Origin of the sequence: Runella zeae DSM 19591 (assembly GCF_000423565.1) — a bacterium.
GTDB classification, from domain to species: Bacteria; Bacteroidota; Bacteroidia; order Cytophagales; family Spirosomataceae; genus Runella; species Runella zeae.
Genome location: NZ_AUIF01000003.1, coordinates 87,799 through 104,359, shown reverse-complemented (window position 1 = coordinate 104,359; position 16,561 = coordinate 87,799). Strand labels below are relative to the sequence as shown.

The window sequence follows — 16,561 nt, the reverse complement described above, 5'->3', positions numbered from 1 at the left end:
CTTCTTTTTAAAATGACAAAATTATGGATTCCTAATAAGAGTTTTAGCTTTTCTCTAGCAACAACGTCACTTTATTAAAATCAGCCGCTGCATTGATTATTTTTTGGAACGATTCGTAGGTATCTATAGGCTGTAAAACCTGCTTATAAAACTCATCAATCGTGACCGTGAGCACGCCAGCCTCTAGTTTATAATCAGACACAAACCCCATCGCCGGCTCCGCTTTACCATCCGTAATGTTGCGCTTTAAGCTTTCTAGTCCGCTCACTTTATAGCCTTGTGGAATCCTGATTTTCATTACTCTTTTGTAAGCGTGGGCATTGCCCATATCAATCGAGTACTGCCGCTCTCTTTCGTTGTACATCTCTACTTGCGGTCCAATAAGCTCTCCTATTTTAAACAAATATTTTTTCCCCGCTCGTTCGAGTACACTCTTTAGGGCAATATCGGTTGTGAGGATAAACGGCTTATTGGCTTCGTCACTATTTAGATTTGTATTTTTGACTTGAGCATTGGAATAAGTCACATCAGGTTTTAGGGTAGATTTAATAATTTCGTTGGTCAACTGCTTTCGCTCTTCTTCTGCTTTTACAAAATGATAGTAGGGACGCAGTTGTGCCGCCTGATGTCCTGTCATCTGACGGGTTACTTTTCCTTGTACTTGATCCATAGTTGGCGAAAAACTCACATCTATCATCAAATCATCATGATTGTCCACTATAGTCGAAAACGGAATCAAGCGAATTTCAGCCTCTGGGATTGTTTGCATACCTTCTTTTATGGTTTTAATAAATAGCGCATTGTTACCTTCCATATATTGGTCAATCATCCCGTAGCGCAAAATAGGGCTACTTGGATCCAAAAACTTTTTGGTAGCAGGAAAATACAGCAAGTATTCATCTAAAAAGCTCCAAGAATCAAAATCTTTATCAAATACCGCATCCGCTCGGCTACAGCCTACCACGATTTCATAAGGAATATTGAGTATTTCTAAGGCCGAAATATAAAGCCGCATCATGCCTGCTTTGGAAGCATACTGTTTTTTTAGTACATCCGAAGCAACATCAGCCTCTTCTTCTTCCTTGACAGCGATGTTGGTTTTGGCATAATTCTCAAATTTTTTGAGGGCAACTTCGGCAGGAAGCCCTTTTATTTTTTCTTTTGTTAACAAAGCCCCTACATCTGCTTTCGATTCTTCAATTCCTGTTCGGAGATAATCATAGAAAGTTTCGGCGGCACTTTGCCAAGTGTACAATCGCTCTTCGCCTCGGCTCAGATTGTAGGACAATTTATAATCTGCTTTTACGATATTAGCCTTTAAGTTAGCGTATTTTTCTTCGTGGATAGGTCCTAGATTTTTGACCAAAATGGTGGTGATTCGCTTTTGAGAAACTGTATCGGTTTCGACACTCGCAGGAGCATTGTATACTTTGGCTTCAAACACTAAATAAGAAGGCGTAATAATCTTAAGCTCAGTAGCTCTGACTGGAATATCACTCTGTAAAATTTCAGAACCAAACAAGGTGCTATTGCGTCTAAAAAGAGTGGCATATTCCAGCTCTCCGCCTACCTCCAACCCCTCTACTGCCAATATTTTATAGACTCTTCCACGCTCTTCAAGTTCTTTGACCGCTTCCAATCCTACTTCTTTAATGGTGCCATTTTTGCTAATACTTCTTGCTTTGAGATACAGCAAATCGTTGGTGTTTGGTACCGGCAAAACGATTTTATTGTACATCTCAATTGATTTAGAATCATTGATTCGGATGCGTTTAAAAATTCCCTCCAAACAAGCAAACTGACCTAGCGAATCAAACGTATATTCGATAAAAATCTGATTACGGAGCAATACTCCCGATTCTTTTTGCTCACTTTCTGTAAGGGTAGCGAGGGTAGGATCAACTTTTTGGTTTTCAATGATTTTCTTAAATGCAACGTCTTGTGCAAATGATGTGGTGGTGGTTAAGAATAAAGCTACCCAAAGGAAATGTTTCATAAAAGTATTGAACTACCGTGTTCGTTCTATTTTTTTGTCAATCTTACTATCTTTATTTCAACTATCCAACCCAAACGAATGATTTGCTCACTTATTGTTTTTGTAAAAAACCCAATTGCTGGAAAAGTAAAGACTCGATTAGCAGCGAAGGCTGGACATCAAAAGGCTGTAGAAGTATATTGTGAACTTCTCCAACACACTAAAAATATAACGATTGAGTGGCTTCGCCAAAATTCTTTAGATTATGATAAAAGAGTCGTTATTTATTATGGAGATTTTATAAATAATAATGACTTATGGACGAGTGACTTTTTTTTCAAAAAAAGCCAAAATGACGTGTCCGATTTAGGAGGAAGGATGAGAGCAGCTTTTGAAGCTGAGTTTACGGAAGCCGATCGAGTGGTGATTATTGGCAGTGATTGTCTTGATATAACGGCAAAGCATTTGGAAGAGGCTTTTGAGCATCTAGAAAAAGCCGAAGTCGTGATTGGCCCAGCCAATGACGGGGGCTATTATCTACTAGGAATGAGCCAATTACATTCTTATTTGTTTGAAAATAAATCTTGGAGTCAAGCCCATCTATTAGAGGAAACTTTAGCTGATTTAGAAAAATACAATCCTAATCACGCCCCTCTACTTCCGTATTATTTATTAGAAACCTTGTCTGATATTGATACTTGGGAGGACTTCATACGGGCCAAAAACCGTCTCTGAACCCTAAATAAGTACCTCAAAATTCATAGCAAGCTCCTCAGAGCGTTGCTCCACTTTATCTTCGTTAAGGCCACGATACTTTCCAAAAAAGGTTCTTCTCCAAAGGGGCGAATCTGGCAAGGCGGGTTGAATAGCCACACCCGTGGGTCTAAGAGAAACGTTAGATACAATAACTTTGCCAGAAGCAATCAAACGCTTTTTCACATTCGGCGAAATACGGGATTTAACGACAGAGTAAGGTTTAACTTTAGTTGACATAGATGTAAACTTTTATCAATCAGATATTTAAATACTACCTAAAGTATCTATATCAAAAATAATGCCAAGTACTTCAGTTTCCCAAAAGCTAACATTAGAGTAGATTTGTTCACAATAATTTATATTTTTACCATAGATAGAGTAAACCAAACCTAAAACACTTCAATGAACAAATCTTTATTTCGCAAAAAGTCGTTAAAAAAAATACTAGACAATGCCTCTTTAGAAAGCCATAGCAATGGCATGGCTAAAATTCTTAATGTAAGAGACCTAGTATCGATGGGGATTGCGGCTGTCATCGGGGCGGGTATTTTTTCTACTATCGGAGCCGCAGCTTATGATGGCGGGCCGGGTGTTATTTTTCTTTTTATCATTACTGCTGTCACTTGTGGTTTTACGGCATTGTGTTATGCAGAGTTTGCTTCTAGAGTACCGGTTTCGGGAAGTGCCTATACTTATTCTTATGTGACTTTCGGCGAAATCATCGCTTGGATTATCGGCTGGGCTTTGATTCTCGAATATGCCATCGGCAACATAGTCGTTGCTATTTCTTGGAGTAGCTATTTCGACAATATTTTGCAGGGTGTGGGTATAGTGTTGCCTAGATGGATGATAACAGACGCTGCAACCGCCCAAAAAGTGTATGAACAAACCTTGTCTGCGGGTAAATCGGTCGAGAATCTGGCTTGGACTACGGCCCCACTCTTGGGCGATACAAGATTTATTATTAATATCCCAGCGTTTGTAATTGTAGTGCTTGTTACTATCCTAGCTTATATAGGTATCCAAGAAAGCAAACGTAGCGCCAACGCCATGGTAGCTTTAAAGCTCATTGTTTTATTTGTGGTATTTGCAGTAGGTATATTTTTTATTGATACCGACAATTGGACGCCTTTCTTACCTAATGGCTTTGGCGGTGTTCTGAAAGGAGTTTCGGCCGTTTTCTTTGCCTACATTGGCTTTGATGCTATCTCTACCACTGCCGAAGAATGCGCCAATCCCCAACGTGACCTCCCCAAAGGCATGATTTATTCATTGATTATCTGTACTCTTATTTATATCGTCACAGCGCTTGTGATCACAGGTATGGTCAATTATTCAGAGTTTCAAGGAGTAGCAGATCCATTGGCCTACGTATTCGACAAAATCGGTCAACCTCGCGTAGGTTATTTTATTTCGATTAGTGCGGTAGTAGCGGCTACGAGTGTTTTATTGGTATTTCAGATTGGCCAACCCCGCATTTGGATGAGTATGAGTCGCGATGGGCTACTTCCTAAGGCTTTCAGTAAAATTCACCCTCGTTATAGCACGCCTTCTTTTTCAACTATTATTACGGGGATTTTAGTCGCAATCCCAGCTTTATTTATGGATGCTTCGTTGGTTACTGACCTTACTAGTATTGGGACCCTATTTGCTTTTGTACTAGTGTGTGGAGGAGTTTTAATTTTGCCCAAAGAAGAAAATCAATCATCGAAATCGTTTCGAATTCCGTATATTAATAGTGGGTTTATCATTCCTGTTCTTTGGATTGTATTTGTCTATTTTTCGCGCCAAAGAATCAGTGAAGCATTTTCTCATTTTGGGAACGAGCAACACCAAGAATACCTTTTTTTGATATTTTTAGCGCTTTCTCTGTGGGTAACTGTATACAGTTTTCTAAAGAAGTGGTCTTTGATTCCGGTGATGGGTATTTTATGTTGTACCTATCTCATGATTGAAATTCCCATCAATTCTTGGTTTGTCTTTTTTGGGTGGATGACAGCAGGTTTAATTATTTATTTTAGCTACGGCTATCGCAAAAGCAAAATAATAGCTTAATTTGGCCAAAAACACGCTAAACAGCTATAAATTAGGTAGAGAAAAAAATCTTTTTAGTTGTTATACGAACAAATTGGACTTAATAACCGTTTTAATAGAAGAAATAATTAAATGGTAGAGGTTTAGGTAGTATAGTAATCCACCATCCTTTTTAAGGGCGGTGGATTTTTGTTTTAGTTGATATCTACCATTGTAAAGCGGTCTACCATTTCGTCAGGATGCACTTCTAACACATTGGCTAATACTAGCAAAACCAGCGTTTTGGAGGCTAGATTTCTTGAAATACCTGCCACAGACGCAAAATCATCGACAGTCACACTGCGATGCTTATCCAAATGCTGCATTAGTTTACGTTCGTTGTCTCCGTATCTAAACTTGACATTGTGGTCGTTGTTTTTCCGCCTCAAAATCTCCCGCATTTCCCAACTTGCTTGTATCGATTTATCCGCTACACGCACATAGGCTTTTTTCACTAGCTTTGGCGCTTGCTTTTGGGGTACAAATTTCTTGCGTACATAAGTGGTATTAGTACGAGCAGCATCAGGCTCTTGCAATACATAATGAGGTCGTTGAGGACTCGGCAAAATATTGAATACCAACACATCTCGTTCTTCTGCTACCGGCACTCTTTCAACGGTGTATTGTATATGGGGGGAGCAATATTTTTCAATAGCTCTCACCAACAAGTATTCATCCTCATCTACGTATTTGAGTCCTTTGATGGTGCGGTCATCACCGATGCCGATGAGAAGGCGTCCGCCGTCAGTATTGGCAAATGCCACGACTTCACGGACGATTTTTTCGGGGTGGTTGGTCTTCAATTTGAATTCAATATGCTTACCTTCACCCTGTCTGACCAATTCTCTTAATGCCTTATAGTCCATTGGACAGGTCTTGAAATTGGAGGGACTTATCACTTGGATAAATCTACTATTTAAGTTCGAAACGCCCAACAAATTAATATTATTTTTTTATGGTATCGAAAAGCCCACTATATTTTTAAATATTGCGTTTCGAATCAAATAAAGACCAAAATTATGATTTTATATAGTGTAACCGTCAATATCGACAAAGCGATAGAAAGTGAGTGGCTTCAATGGATGAAGAAAGTACACATGCCAGAAATAATGGCAACAGGGCTGCTTGAAGGCAATAAGCTCTTGCGCCTTTTGACAGAGATTGAAAATGAAGGGATTACCTACTCGTGCCAATATTATTTTCAAAGCATGGAAGATTATTTCACTTACCAGAATCTTCATGACACGGTTCATCAGCAAAAACATCACTCGCTTTTTCAAAACAAGTATGTGTCTTTTAGAACTTTATTGGAAGAGGTATAGGTCTCTTAAGCATTCATACTCATGCTAGAAGTAGTAAAAAAAAGTTCTTTTCAACGAATATTCAATCTTCGCAATGGGCTGTTGATAAGCCCATTGATACTTTTTTTTCTGCTTGATATTTTCTTTCCTTTTCGAGTTAAGCCTTCTTACTCGACGCTCGTTACGGCAGCGGATGGCAGTGTGCTTCATGCTTTTTTAAACAAAGAAGATAAGTGGAGAATATATACTGAGCTAGATGAGATTACCCCTATTCTTCGACAAACCATTCTCCAAAAAGAAGACAAATACTTTTATTATCATTTTGGAATCAATCCTTTTGCTTTAGCTAAAGCAGCCGTAAACAACCTCCTACGCCAACGGCGTGTATCAGGAGCATCTACCATTACGATGCAAGTAGTACGGCTGCTAGAGCCACGAAAACGCACCTATACTAGCAAAATGATTGAGGTTTTTCGGGCTACTCAATTGGAAGTTCATTATTCCAAAGATGAGATTCTTCAGCTTTATCTCAATTTGGTCCCTTACGGTAGCAATATCGAAGGGATGAAATCCGCTTCTTTGCTTTACTTTGGCAAGCTTCCTCAGCTGCTGAGCTTGGCCGAAATTACGACGCTTGCTATTATTCCTAATCGCCCGTCTAGTTTGAGGTTAGGAAAAAATAATGGTTTTATCATAAGTGAAAGAAATAAATGGCTGAAGCGATTTGAGCAAACAGGGGTTTTTAAACAGCGCGACATTGAAGACGCCTTACAAGAACCCCTCAACGCGTATCGACGTGAAGCTCCTAAAAAGGCGCCTCATTGGGCCATAAGAATGCAAAAAGAGCACAAAAACACTCCCATTGTCCATACTACTTTGCTCGCAAATCGACAGATACAAGCCGAACAAATCACCAAAAATTATGTAAATCGTCTACGTAGCATCAATATCCACAATGCCGCAGTTCTTGTAGTCAATAATCAAACCCTCAACGTAGAAGCTTATGTAGGTTCGGCCGATTTTCAGAATATATTTGACGGAGGTCAGGTAGACGGTATCAGGGCGGTGAGGTCTCCGGGTAGTACCCTCAAGCCTCTTCTTTATGGGGTGGCTTTTGACAGAGGTCTTCTTTCTCCAAAATCTACCCTTAATGATGTGCCAACCAACTTTGGGGGTTTTGAACCAGAAAACTTTGACCGACACTTCAACGGTAAAGTAACGGTCGAATTTGCCCTAGCCAATTCGCTCAATATTCCGGCTGTGAAAGTATTAAAAGATATATCGCCCAGTGTTTTTATTGAATATTTAAAAAAAGCCGATTTTCAGACAATCAAAAAACAGTCAAAAGATTTAGGGCTTTCGATGATTTTGGGAGGCTGTGGAGTGACTTTAGAAGAACTTACTCGTCTTTTTGCCTCATTTGCTAATCAAGGAAAAATCCAACCCCTACATTATCTACAGTCGAATGAGAAAACTACCAAACCCGCAGAGGTACTGATTTCGGCAGAAGCATCTTATCTAATTACGAATATTCTTACCCAAATTACACGCCCCGATTTGCCCAACAACTTCGACAATACCTATCATTTACCGCGTATTGCTTGGAAAACGGGTACTTCCTATGGCAAAAAAGATGCTTGGAGTATCGGCTATAATCAACATTATACAGTAGGAGTCTGGATAGGTAATTTTTCGGGAACAGGAGTACCCGAACTCAATGGTGCCAATATTGCCACTCCCCTTCTCTTTGATATTTTCAATGCCATCGATTACAATTCCCCCAAAGGATGGTTCCGCCCTGCTGCCAATATTATTTCTCGAAAGGTATGTGCCGAGAGTGGGGATGCTCCTAATAGTTTTTGTAATCATCAAATCATTGACTACGCTATTATGGGCATATCACCGAGTCGAAAATGCCAACACCTCAAATGGGTATTTACCAACAAAAATGAAACCCTTTCTTATTGCTCACAATGCTTACCCGATACTGGTTTTCAACGTAAATTGTACCCAAACCTTTCGCCAGAACTAATCGCTTACAACGAATCTAAGCAAATCCCCTATGTCAAGATTCCTTCTCATAATCCTTACTGTACCCGCATCTTCCAAGCAGGTGGACCTACAATCACTAGTCCAAACGACGGCAGCGAGTATTTTTTAGACGACCAACAGATGCAGCTGTCTTGCCAAGTATCTAATGACGTAACGATGGTATATTGGTACGTAAATGATAAACTTGTAGAAAAAACAAAACCACAAAGTCCAGTATTTTTTAGTCCACCTCCTGGCAAAGTCAAGATTTCTTGCAGCGATGATAGAGGCCGCAATAGTGATATTTATATCAATGTCACTATTGCCAAATAAAAAGGGAAATCGATGTAAACTCGATTTCCCTTTTTATTTGGCTTACATCGAACCAGTATTATTCGTCTGCAATTTCGGCACCTTCAATGTTATAATTCAATTCGTAGATGTTATCTGCATTGAGTTTTAGAGTGCCTCTCAAGGTATGACGCTCGTCGGTCTTGAATTTACGACCAGTCTTTTTGAATTTGAGACCCACAACCGACTCCGGCCCTGCACCTCCACAAAAGAAACAAGCACTAAATGGAAACGCCGAAAGCGCATACAGATTAGCCTCCGCATCTATTGGTAATACATAGCCAGTAAGCAGTACTTCTTTTCCATTCAACTTATTGACGTTAGGGCCAAAAGTAGGATAAAGCATATATACTGATTCTTCGGGATACCATTTTTTCTTAAAGGTGACATCACGAAGGGTTTCCCAAGAAATCTTCACGGGATTGTTGCTACTCAATGCCCGATAGCGAAATTTGTCTTTGCTTTCTGTGTTCTTATCTGAATATTCGGCTTTGACGAAGCCCATGATGGCAACCATAGACACCAAAAGAGCCGCTATTAAACTTTTCATGTTTTTACTGATTGTTTGACAGTAAAATTAATACAAAATTTTCACAATTTATGTTCCGCCCTAAGGCTTTAAAACTTTATCAATCACGTGGATAATCCCATTAGTCGCGTTGATATTTGTTTTAATAAGATTGGCTTCAGTAGGGGGATTTTGCCGATCTTTGATTTTAATACCAGTCGACTGAACATCAAAGCTAGTCACGTAAGAAGCGTCTAGCATCGCTAGATTGCCCGACAGCATATAAGAGAAATAGCGGCTCAGCGCAATGTGATAACCCACAGTTCGTGCCAAAATAATAGGGCTTGTGACTGATATTTCGGCCGACGAAAGCCGCCCTGCTATCATTGCCTGATTGGTAGGCAAAAACAAAGTATAAGAGGGCGAAAATACTGTTTTGGCGGTGGTATCAACCAATTCTTGCAAACGAGGGTCGGCTATTCTAGCTCTCAAAAGTGCTTCTCTAAACAGACTATAATCAGGGGTATTTTTTAGAATAAGCCCCACTGAGCGATTGGCTATCGGAACCACGTTGTTGATGACATGTACTACACCATTGGTAGCTACCATATCCGTTTTTGTAAACCTAGCATGATTCAAAAATGGTCCTCCATTTACATTTGATAAAAAGGCATTACCCTTTGACATCATCGTAACAGGATTATTTAACCCTAGAGCCATTTTCTCTTTGGTAATTTTCCCAATCATTATATGATTGGTAAGAAGCGCTCTTACTTCTTCAGGAGGCAATGCCGTAATGGCAGAGGCATCCGCAAAACCCGCCGCCTTAAACCCTTCATCACTAGGCGCATAGATCGTAACAGTACTTGTCTTGAACGCATCTCTGATACCTGCATGGTCAATGGCAGCTCTTAACATCCCTAACTCACTATCTTCTATCAAAATATCGGATACACTTTTGGGCTGTGGTTCGTCTTGTTTGCAGCCTGCACACCAAATACAAAAGAGTATAAAGATTCCAGTGATTTTTTTCATAGAGTCAAACATATGAGTTAGGTGTTGAATACAGATATTACTCGCTTCTTGGCTAACACACTAAACGTTTAAAAAAAACGAAAATTGTGACTTTTTACACTTGAGTTTGCAGAAGTGCAAATTCTTTGGCAAAATAGGTAAGAATTACCTTCGCACCTGCTCGTTTTATAGATAGAAGCACTTCTACCATCGCTCTCTGCCCATCAAGCCATCCATTTTGAGCAGCGGCTTTTACCATAGCATATTCGCCAGAGACATTGTAGGCGGCAACTGGCAAATCGAAGTTTTGATTCAAGGTCTTGATAACATCCAAATACGAAAGAGCAGGTTTGACCATCAAAAAATCAGCCCCTTCTTCATAGTCTAGTTCGGCTTCGATAAGGGCCTCTCTTACATTGGCAGGATTCATTTGATAAGTCTTCTTGTCACCAAAACGAGGTGCTGAATCTAGCGCATCACGAAATGGCCCATAAAACGCACTCGCATATTTGGCCGAGTAAGACATAATGCTGACATCGGTAAACCCTTCTGCATCAAGTACCTTTCGGATATACCCTACTCTGCCGTCCATCATATCGCTAGGGCCGAGGATGTCGGCTCCTGCCCGGGCTTGTGCCACGGCCATTTTACCTAAAATTTCGAGTGTTTGGTCGTTTAGTATTTTTCCATTTTCGACCAATCCATCATGACCATCACTGCTGTAGGGATCCATAGCTACGTCGGTCATAATAGCCAAATCAGGAAACCTGTCTTTTACGGCTTTAAGTGCATCTAAGTATAAGGTACCTTCTCGATAGCTTTCGGTGGCAAACTTATCTTTTTTATCTTCCGAATAATTGGGAAACAAATCGATGCACTTGATTCCCAAATCGGTGATTTCTTTTAATTCTTCCAAAAGAGTATCTAACGAATACCGGTAAATGCCTGGCATCGACTTCACCTCGCTCTTGACACCTTGCCCATCTAAGATAAACATCGGGAAAATGAGATCATCGACCGAAAGGGTTGTTTCTTGTACCAAAGCACGGATGGCTGCCGATTGCCTATTTCGACGTGGGCGGCGAACAATAGAATAACTCATACTTACTTTTTTAAATTTGGAAGTTGGCTAAGCTAACAAACTCTTGAACACGAGCCGTGATTTCTTCTTGCGTAAGACCGACGATTCGGTCGGCGCCAAATTTTTCAACACAGAATGATGCCATAGCCGAACCATACACAATGGCCCGTTTCATGTTGTCGAAGCTGATATCATCAGTGCTTGCAAGATACCCGATAAAACCACCCGCAAAAGTATCTCCAGCGCCTGTAGGGTCAAAAACTTCCTCTAATGGCAACGCTGGACAATAAAACAGATTATTGCCTTGAAATAACAAAGCTCCATGCTCTCCCTTCTTGATGATAAGGGTTTTAGGGCCCATTGCCATGATGGTCTTGGCAGCACGACGAAGTGAATAATCGCCCGATAAAATACGTGCTTCTTCATCATTGATGGTCAATACATCTACCAGTTTCAAGACGTCTTTAAGGTCGTCCATGGCTATATCCATCCAAAAATTCATGGTATCAAGCATCACCAATTTGGGGCGTTTTTCGATACGTTCGAGTACTGTTTTTTGAATAGAAGGCGCGGTATTGCCTAGCATCAAATACTGACAATCTTGATAAGAAGCCGGAATCACGGGGTCAAAGCCTTCCATTACATTGAGCTGTACTTCTACTGTATCGCGACTGTTCATGTCGTTGTGATACTTACCCGACCAAAAAAACGTTTTTTCGCCTTTTTTGATTTGTAAGCCTTCTGTATCAACTCCGTGGCCCTGCAAAAGCTCAATCATTTCTTGGGGGAAATCATCTCCTACTACCGCTACTAACTTATTTTTAGTAGTGAAATACGAGGCTGAGAGTGTAATGTAGGTGGCCGCTCCACCTATGATTTTATCTGTTTTGCCGAAGGGTGTCTCAAGCGCATCAAAAGCAACCGAACCTACTGTTAGAAGACTCATAAAGAGAAGATTAAATAAATGGACTAATTTGAAAATATGAAAAATACGAAAAATTGCAGCCGCACGATACTCTGCAACGGGACTGCAAGATTTTGTTTGTACAAAAACTTATTTATCAAAAACAAAGGATAAGACTGTTGAGCCTTATCCTTTGATATGTTTCTATAAAAAACAAATGAGCGAGTACATTATATCATCTTTTTTACTCGGCTGCACTTTCGAGCAATGCTTTGAATTTTTTTGCATTCAAAACGTCAGACGATTGAGGATAGTCTTCGATAAGGTCTGAATAAACCTTGATAGCCTCTTGATTTTTCTTGGCCTTTTCGTAAGCAATACCCAATTTAATCATATAGGAAGGCGTAAACTGAGGCGTAGGCTTATAATCTACTGCCTTTTGGTAATAGCTGATTGCCTCTTCTACATTATTTTTCTCCATGTAAGCATCACCAATCAAGGCATATGCACGACCTTGTAATACTAAATCTGAAGCAGAGAATGCCTTTAAGCGAGTAATAGCCTCGTCAAATTTACCTTGTTTGATAAGTGCAGAACCTGCAATAAACGTAGCGATATTTCCAGCAGGAGAAGCGCTGAATTCATCCGCGATTTTTTCTACGCCAGGATTTCCGCCACTTCCTTTGAGGGCTTTGTTGAGAGAATCTGCTTCATAGGCAAATTGGGCACTATATAAAGCGGCTTGGGCTTCTTCGTCTTGACTACTTACGTACCAGTTATAGCCAAACCATCCTGCCAAACCAACTACCACCACCCCTATTGCTATATATAGCAAACTACGGTTCTTTTCGAGGTTTTTCTCAAACTTGTTTAGCTCGCTTGCTAACCCCTCTGGGCTTTCCAAAAATTCTAACCCAGAATCTGTGTCTTTATTGCTCATTACTATTGCTTTTCAAATTGGACTGCAAAATTAGGAAATCTGTTGAAAGTCAAAAAGAACTATTTGTTTTTTTACTTAATTCTATAAATTCATACACACTTAAGTTGCGATCATCTACGTAAAAATCGGCCGTAACTTTACCTAAACGTAGCTCATGATGTTTTACACCCCATTTTTCAATTTGCTGTTTTGTCACCGCCGACCAATCTATTCCGGTTTTGCTTCCTCTGGCCGTAAATAGCACAATCCTATGTCCTTGTTCGTACATTCTGTTGACGGCCTCTATCACTGGCCAATTGGGCTGAGACAGATTATAATCATTGTTGGGAGAGAGCTGAGCCACTACTCCATCAATATCCACACTAAAGGTTCGGCTTTGTTCATTGCCTGAGTACTGTTGTAAAATCAGATGTTCTGCCTTTTCCCAGTCACTTTGTAAATCTATATCATTAAATATCTTTTGCACATATCCGCCAATGTTTTTACCAGTCATTGAGTTTTGAGCTACAATCGTATCATACCTCACCACATCGATGTTGGCTGTTTGGAGGTATACTTCGGGCAATGCTTGCCGAGGTTGATTGTAAGGGTCGGCTATGCCCTCTAACATCAACAACGGTGCCAAAGTTTTATCTTCCCGCAAAAACCACATTTTATAAGGTGTATGAGGCACTGGGCACACTGCTCTTATGCTATCCCATTGAGGATGAGCGAGTAGCTCCTCTATCATTTCATCAATTTCTTTCACTTCCCTAAAAGGAGAAGTAGGTCGTAGGTGAACAATGATATCGGGCGTGTAGTCTTCATTTTTTTGAAGCCATTGAAGGGCCTGCTGAAAAACCTCTAAGTCAGGAGTTAAATCTCCAGAGATTGACTCAGGGCGTAAAAAAGGGACTTCAGCACCGAATGCTTCGGCTATTTGTTGGTAATATTCACTATCTGTAGAAACAATAACTCGATTGATGTACTTTGATGCGAGGGCTTGCTCGATAGAATAAGCCAAAAGTGGCTTGCCAGCCAAAGATTTGATGTTTTTGTCAATGATGGATTTCGAACCTTGTCGAGCAGGAATAAGGGCAAGAATTTTTTGGGATTTCAAAACAATATAAATTAGTTAAGTGGCTTTGCCGATTTTAAAAAGTTTACCATTCTCTGTTTAGCTTTTAGGTCTAAACCAACCTTTTATTTTACGCCACAGGCTACGCTTCGTAGTTCCTGAATCAGAATAATAATTGTTAGACTTTCCATAATAATCATAACTATACTTGTATCCATAACCTTTTGAAGCATAAGAAGGGGTAGAAACGCTAGCATATAGATTATCTTTATAAAAATCATTGATAATAATCCCGACCTGTTTTAGCTCTAGCTCATCGGTCATCTGCTGGGCCAAAAGAGGCGCTTCTTTGGAAGAATACAGCCATCTGATCACAAACAACACTAAATCGCTTTTGCGCAAAAGGGGGATATTGTCGGAGACTAGCCCAATAGGCGCTGTATCTACTATTACAAAGTCATATTGTTGGAGACACTCATCAAGCATTGCATCAAAACGGCTCTGCTGTATGAGTTCAGCGGGATTGAAAGGTACAGGCCCCGCTGGGATATAGTCTAACTTATCAATTGCCGAATGCTGTACTACTTTCTGATAATCATCTATTTTGCCAGCCAGATAATTACTCAACCCAATTTTATTGTTGTTGTTAAAAAATCGGTGTAGACGTGAGCGCCGTAAATCTGAGACCACTATCAGTACCTTTTTATCCACTTTTGTAAGCGAAATGGCCAAGTTAATGGTAACAAAGGATTTCCCCTCACCTGCCACTTCCGAAGTAACCATCAGCAGTCGCCCTCTGTTTTCTTTGATTTCGGTCAGAAAACTAAGATTTGTTCGTATCCCGTTGACTGACTCCGAAAACAGTGATCTATTATCTAAAAAATAATGTAAGTCTTTTTCATTGTTTCGAATCTCATCAGGGTAGCGTTGAATCACTCCCAGAAGTGTTGTTTTTCCATTTTTACCAATTTCAGAAATATCAACAAACTTATTGTTTAAGTATCTCACTAAGAAAATAGAACCCAACCCTACAATCAATCCCAACAATACACTAAACGACAAAATGACAACCGCCCTCGGAGCTACTTTATAGGCATTGGTACGAGTAAGTACTGTAAATGAGGGAAGCATTCCCGCTTTTATGATAGAGGCTTCGATTTCTTTGTTTATCAACAATAAATATATTTTTTCATTGACATCTCGGTCATTTTGTAAATACCCCAACTCCCTTTCGACCGAAGGAAGGGCATCTATTCTTTTTTTAAGAAGAGTAAGGTTTTGGTTAATAATCCTGAGCGTGCTTTCATTTTTTTCTTTCTGAACCCTAATATTGCTTAAAATCTGCTCTCGAATACGCTCAATTTCGTCATCTGCTGCTTTCACAACGGGATTGTTTACGCTGAGATTTTTGCCAACGATAAAGTTTTTACGATCCAAAATAAGCTTATTCAGATTTTGAACCAATCCCACTAGCACGCCATCGGTAGTGTTGTCAAGTCCGATACTTCCAATGTTGACTGGCTCAAAGCGATTATTAAGGCTTTGTTCGAGAAGGTCTATATATGCTTTTTGTATTTCTAAGGTATTTTTTTGAGTCTCAAACTGCGTCATTTGTCCCATTACGTCCGACATAGACGCCTGCAAATTAGGCACGGATTGGCGCTGTTTATACACTTCCAGTTCAGACGAAGCTTTTCTCAGAGCATCGGCATATATCTGGGTCTGCTCTCTAATAAAATTAATAGTCAGATTAGAAGACAGCTTTTTTTGTTGGAGGTTGTACTCTTGATAAGACTCAATCAATTTTTGTAGAAAATCTTGGGTGAATCTACGGTTTGAATGCGAAAACGACACATTCAGGATTGACATATTGCGCTCAGCTTCATTGACATAAATAAGACTACTGAGCATTCTTCTGATCTGGTTGGGGTCGTTGTAGCTGAAAATGTAATCTTGAGTCAGTCTTGCTACCGAATTTACTTTGAAACTGAGCCCTTTGACCGCAATGAGCGTGTCTTTTGACAAATCAAATTTTAGCTCTTCATTTACTTCATCTTCTGGTTTTTCGGTTTTGTAGGTAATGATTCCATTTTTTTGAATCTGAAAAACCCCAAAACCGTATTCGGAAGCTTCATAAGAGACGATTTGAGCCGTAAAAGGCTGATAGGGATAGATATCTTCTGTGCGAAAAGTAGATTCACTATAAAATGTAAAGGGGTAATTGAGTTTTTTGACGGCTCCATTCACGACCTCTTCTGATATTATGACGTACCTTTCGGTAAGATACTTCTGACTGGCAGCGGCGTCAGTTTCCAAAAGCTGATTGAGTTCGTCAAGCTCCGTTTGTTTTTCGCTATAGCTTAAAAGTACAGACGATACATAGCGTGAATTGGATATTTGCAAAAAAACAAAGCAGCCCGCCAGCGCCAACACCAATGACCCTAATACCCAATACCATCTACTCGCCAATACCCGTACGATTCGTTTGATATCTATATTGACAGATGCCTCTGCATACCTATCATACACCCTATTCCAATTCTCATTTTGCATATAGCTTCCCTAAAAAA

14 protein-coding genes are annotated in these 16,561 nt (G+C 39.9%); 4 read left to right on the top strand and 10 right to left on the bottom strand.

The features are described 5' to 3' along the window. Positions 1-43 precede the first annotated feature (43 nt). Positions 44-1,996 carry a DUF3857 domain-containing protein gene (locus G563_RS0100530; RefSeq protein WP_028663564.1) on the bottom strand — a complete coding sequence of 651 codons (1,953 nt, stop codon included), beginning with the start codon at positions 1,994-1,996 and terminating at the stop codon, positions 44-46. Between the two features lie 78 nt (positions 1,997-2,074). On the opposite strand from G563_RS0100530, the gene G563_RS0100525 reads away from it, so the two are divergent. Continuing rightward, positions 2,075-2,710 carry a TIGR04282 family arsenosugar biosynthesis glycosyltransferase gene (locus tag G563_RS0100525; RefSeq protein WP_028663563.1) on the top strand — a complete coding sequence of 212 codons (636 nt, stop codon included), beginning with the start codon at positions 2,075-2,077 and terminating at the stop codon, positions 2,708-2,710. A gap of 3 nt (positions 2,711-2,713) precedes the next feature. Here G563_RS0100525 and G563_RS0100520 read toward each other — a convergent pair whose 3' ends face one another. Beyond that, complete coding sequence (locus G563_RS0100520) at positions 2,714-2,968, bottom strand: hypothetical protein (protein ID WP_157584989.1); 255 nt, start codon at positions 2,966-2,968, stop codon at positions 2,714-2,716. Positions 2,969-3,133: 165 nt separating this feature from the next. Here G563_RS0100520 and G563_RS0100515 point away from each other — a divergent pair, with 165 nt between their 5' ends. Continuing rightward, positions 3,134-4,786, top strand: coding sequence for an amino acid permease (locus tag G563_RS0100515; protein ID WP_028663561.1), 1,653 nt, complete (start codon positions 3,134-3,136; stop codon positions 4,784-4,786). Between the two features lie 173 nt (positions 4,787-4,959). Here the strand turns inward: G563_RS0100515 and G563_RS0100510 are convergent, their stop codons facing one another. Then, on the bottom strand, positions 4,960-5,670 hold the full coding sequence (locus G563_RS0100510) for an AlbA family DNA-binding domain-containing protein (RefSeq protein ID WP_028663560.1): 711 nt from the start codon (positions 5,668-5,670) through the stop codon (positions 4,960-4,962). 153 nt (positions 5,671-5,823) lie between these two features. Between G563_RS0100510 and G563_RS0100505 the strand changes: the two genes are divergently transcribed. After that, on the top strand, positions 5,824-6,126 hold the full coding sequence (locus G563_RS0100505; protein WP_028663559.1) for a DUF4286 family protein: 303 nt from the start codon (positions 5,824-5,826) through the stop codon (positions 6,124-6,126). Between the two features lie 21 nt (positions 6,127-6,147). Next, on the top strand, positions 6,148-8,469 hold the full coding sequence (gene pbpC / locus G563_RS33350) for a penicillin-binding protein 1C (RefSeq protein ID WP_051210665.1): 2,322 nt from the start codon (positions 6,148-6,150) through the stop codon (positions 8,467-8,469). Between the two features lie 58 nt (positions 8,470-8,527). Here pbpC and G563_RS0100495 read toward each other — a convergent pair whose 3' ends face one another. From G563_RS0100495 to G563_RS0100460, 7 genes are all read right to left on the bottom strand, one after another. After that, entirely contained in the window at positions 8,528-9,037 is a 510-nt protein-coding gene (locus G563_RS0100495; protein ID WP_028663558.1) for a hypothetical protein, read from the bottom strand. Between the two features lie 60 nt (positions 9,038-9,097). Further along, entirely contained in the window at positions 9,098-10,030 is a 933-nt protein-coding gene (locus tag G563_RS0100490; protein ID WP_028663557.1) for a fasciclin domain-containing protein, read from the bottom strand. A 94-nt stretch (positions 10,031-10,124) separates the two neighbouring features. Then, positions 10,125-11,111 carry a porphobilinogen synthase gene (hemB, locus tag G563_RS0100485; RefSeq protein WP_028663556.1) on the bottom strand — a complete coding sequence of 329 codons (987 nt, stop codon included), beginning with the start codon at positions 11,109-11,111 and terminating at the stop codon, positions 10,125-10,127. A gap of 10 nt (positions 11,112-11,121) precedes the next feature. After that, positions 11,122-12,036 carry a PfkB family carbohydrate kinase gene (locus tag G563_RS0100480; protein WP_028663555.1) on the bottom strand — a complete coding sequence of 305 codons (915 nt, stop codon included), beginning with the start codon at positions 12,034-12,036 and terminating at the stop codon, positions 11,122-11,124. Positions 12,037-12,238: 202 nt separating this feature from the next. Further along, the gene (locus tag G563_RS0100475) at positions 12,239-12,934 is read right to left on the bottom strand and encodes a tetratricopeptide repeat protein (RefSeq protein ID WP_028663554.1); all 696 of its coding nucleotides are present in this window, start codon (positions 12,932-12,934) and stop codon (positions 12,239-12,241) included. Between the two features lie 49 nt (positions 12,935-12,983). Then, positions 12,984-14,033, bottom strand: coding sequence for an acylneuraminate cytidylyltransferase family protein (locus tag G563_RS36615; protein WP_051210664.1), 1,050 nt, complete (start codon positions 14,031-14,033; stop codon positions 12,984-12,986). A 57-nt stretch (positions 14,034-14,090) separates the two neighbouring features. Next, positions 14,091-16,544, bottom strand: coding sequence for a GumC family protein (locus G563_RS0100460; protein ID WP_028663553.1), 2,454 nt, complete (start codon positions 16,542-16,544; stop codon positions 14,091-14,093). Positions 16,545-16,561: the final 17 nt, after the last annotated feature.

Bases quoted from the DNA above. Each gene is read 5' to 3' on its own strand.
- pbpC (WP_051210665.1), top strand. From the start codon at position 6,148: ATGCTAGAAGTAGTAAAAAAAAGTTCTTTTCAACGAATATTCAATCTT.
- G563_RS0100530 (WP_028663564.1), bottom strand. From the start codon at position 1,996: ATGAAACATTTCCTTTGGGTAGCTTTATTCTTAACCACCACCACATCA.
- G563_RS0100515 (WP_028663561.1), top strand. From the start codon at position 3,134: ATGAACAAATCTTTATTTCGCAAAAAGTCGTTAAAAAAAATACTAGAC.
- G563_RS0100505 (WP_028663559.1), top strand. From the start codon at position 5,824: ATGATTTTATATAGTGTAACCGTCAATATCGACAAAGCGATAGAAAGT.
- G563_RS0100510 (WP_028663560.1), bottom strand. From the start codon at position 5,670: ATGGACTATAAGGCATTAAGAGAATTGGTCAGACAGGGTGAAGGTAAG.
- G563_RS0100460 (WP_028663553.1), bottom strand. From the start codon at position 16,544: ATGCAAAATGAGAATTGGAATAGGGTGTATGATAGGTATGCAGAGGCA.
- G563_RS0100520 (WP_157584989.1), bottom strand. From the start codon at position 2,968: ATGTCAACTAAAGTTAAACCTTACTCTGTCGTTAAATCCCGTATTTCG.
- G563_RS0100490 (WP_028663557.1), bottom strand. From the start codon at position 10,030: ATGAAAAAAATCACTGGAATCTTTATACTCTTTTGTATTTGGTGTGCA.
- G563_RS0100525 (WP_028663563.1), top strand. From the start codon at position 2,075: ATGATTTGCTCACTTATTGTTTTTGTAAAAAACCCAATTGCTGGAAAA.
- G563_RS0100495 (WP_028663558.1), bottom strand. From the start codon at position 9,037: ATGAAAAGTTTAATAGCGGCTCTTTTGGTGTCTATGGTTGCCATCATG.
- hemB (WP_028663556.1), bottom strand. From the start codon at position 11,111: ATGAGTTATTCTATTGTTCGCCGCCCACGTCGAAATAGGCAATCGGCA.
- G563_RS0100475 (WP_028663554.1), bottom strand. From the start codon at position 12,934: ATGAGCAATAAAGACACAGATTCTGGGTTAGAATTTTTGGAAAGCCCA.
- G563_RS0100480 (WP_028663555.1), bottom strand. From the start codon at position 12,036: ATGAGTCTTCTAACAGTAGGTTCGGTTGCTTTTGATGCGCTTGAGACA.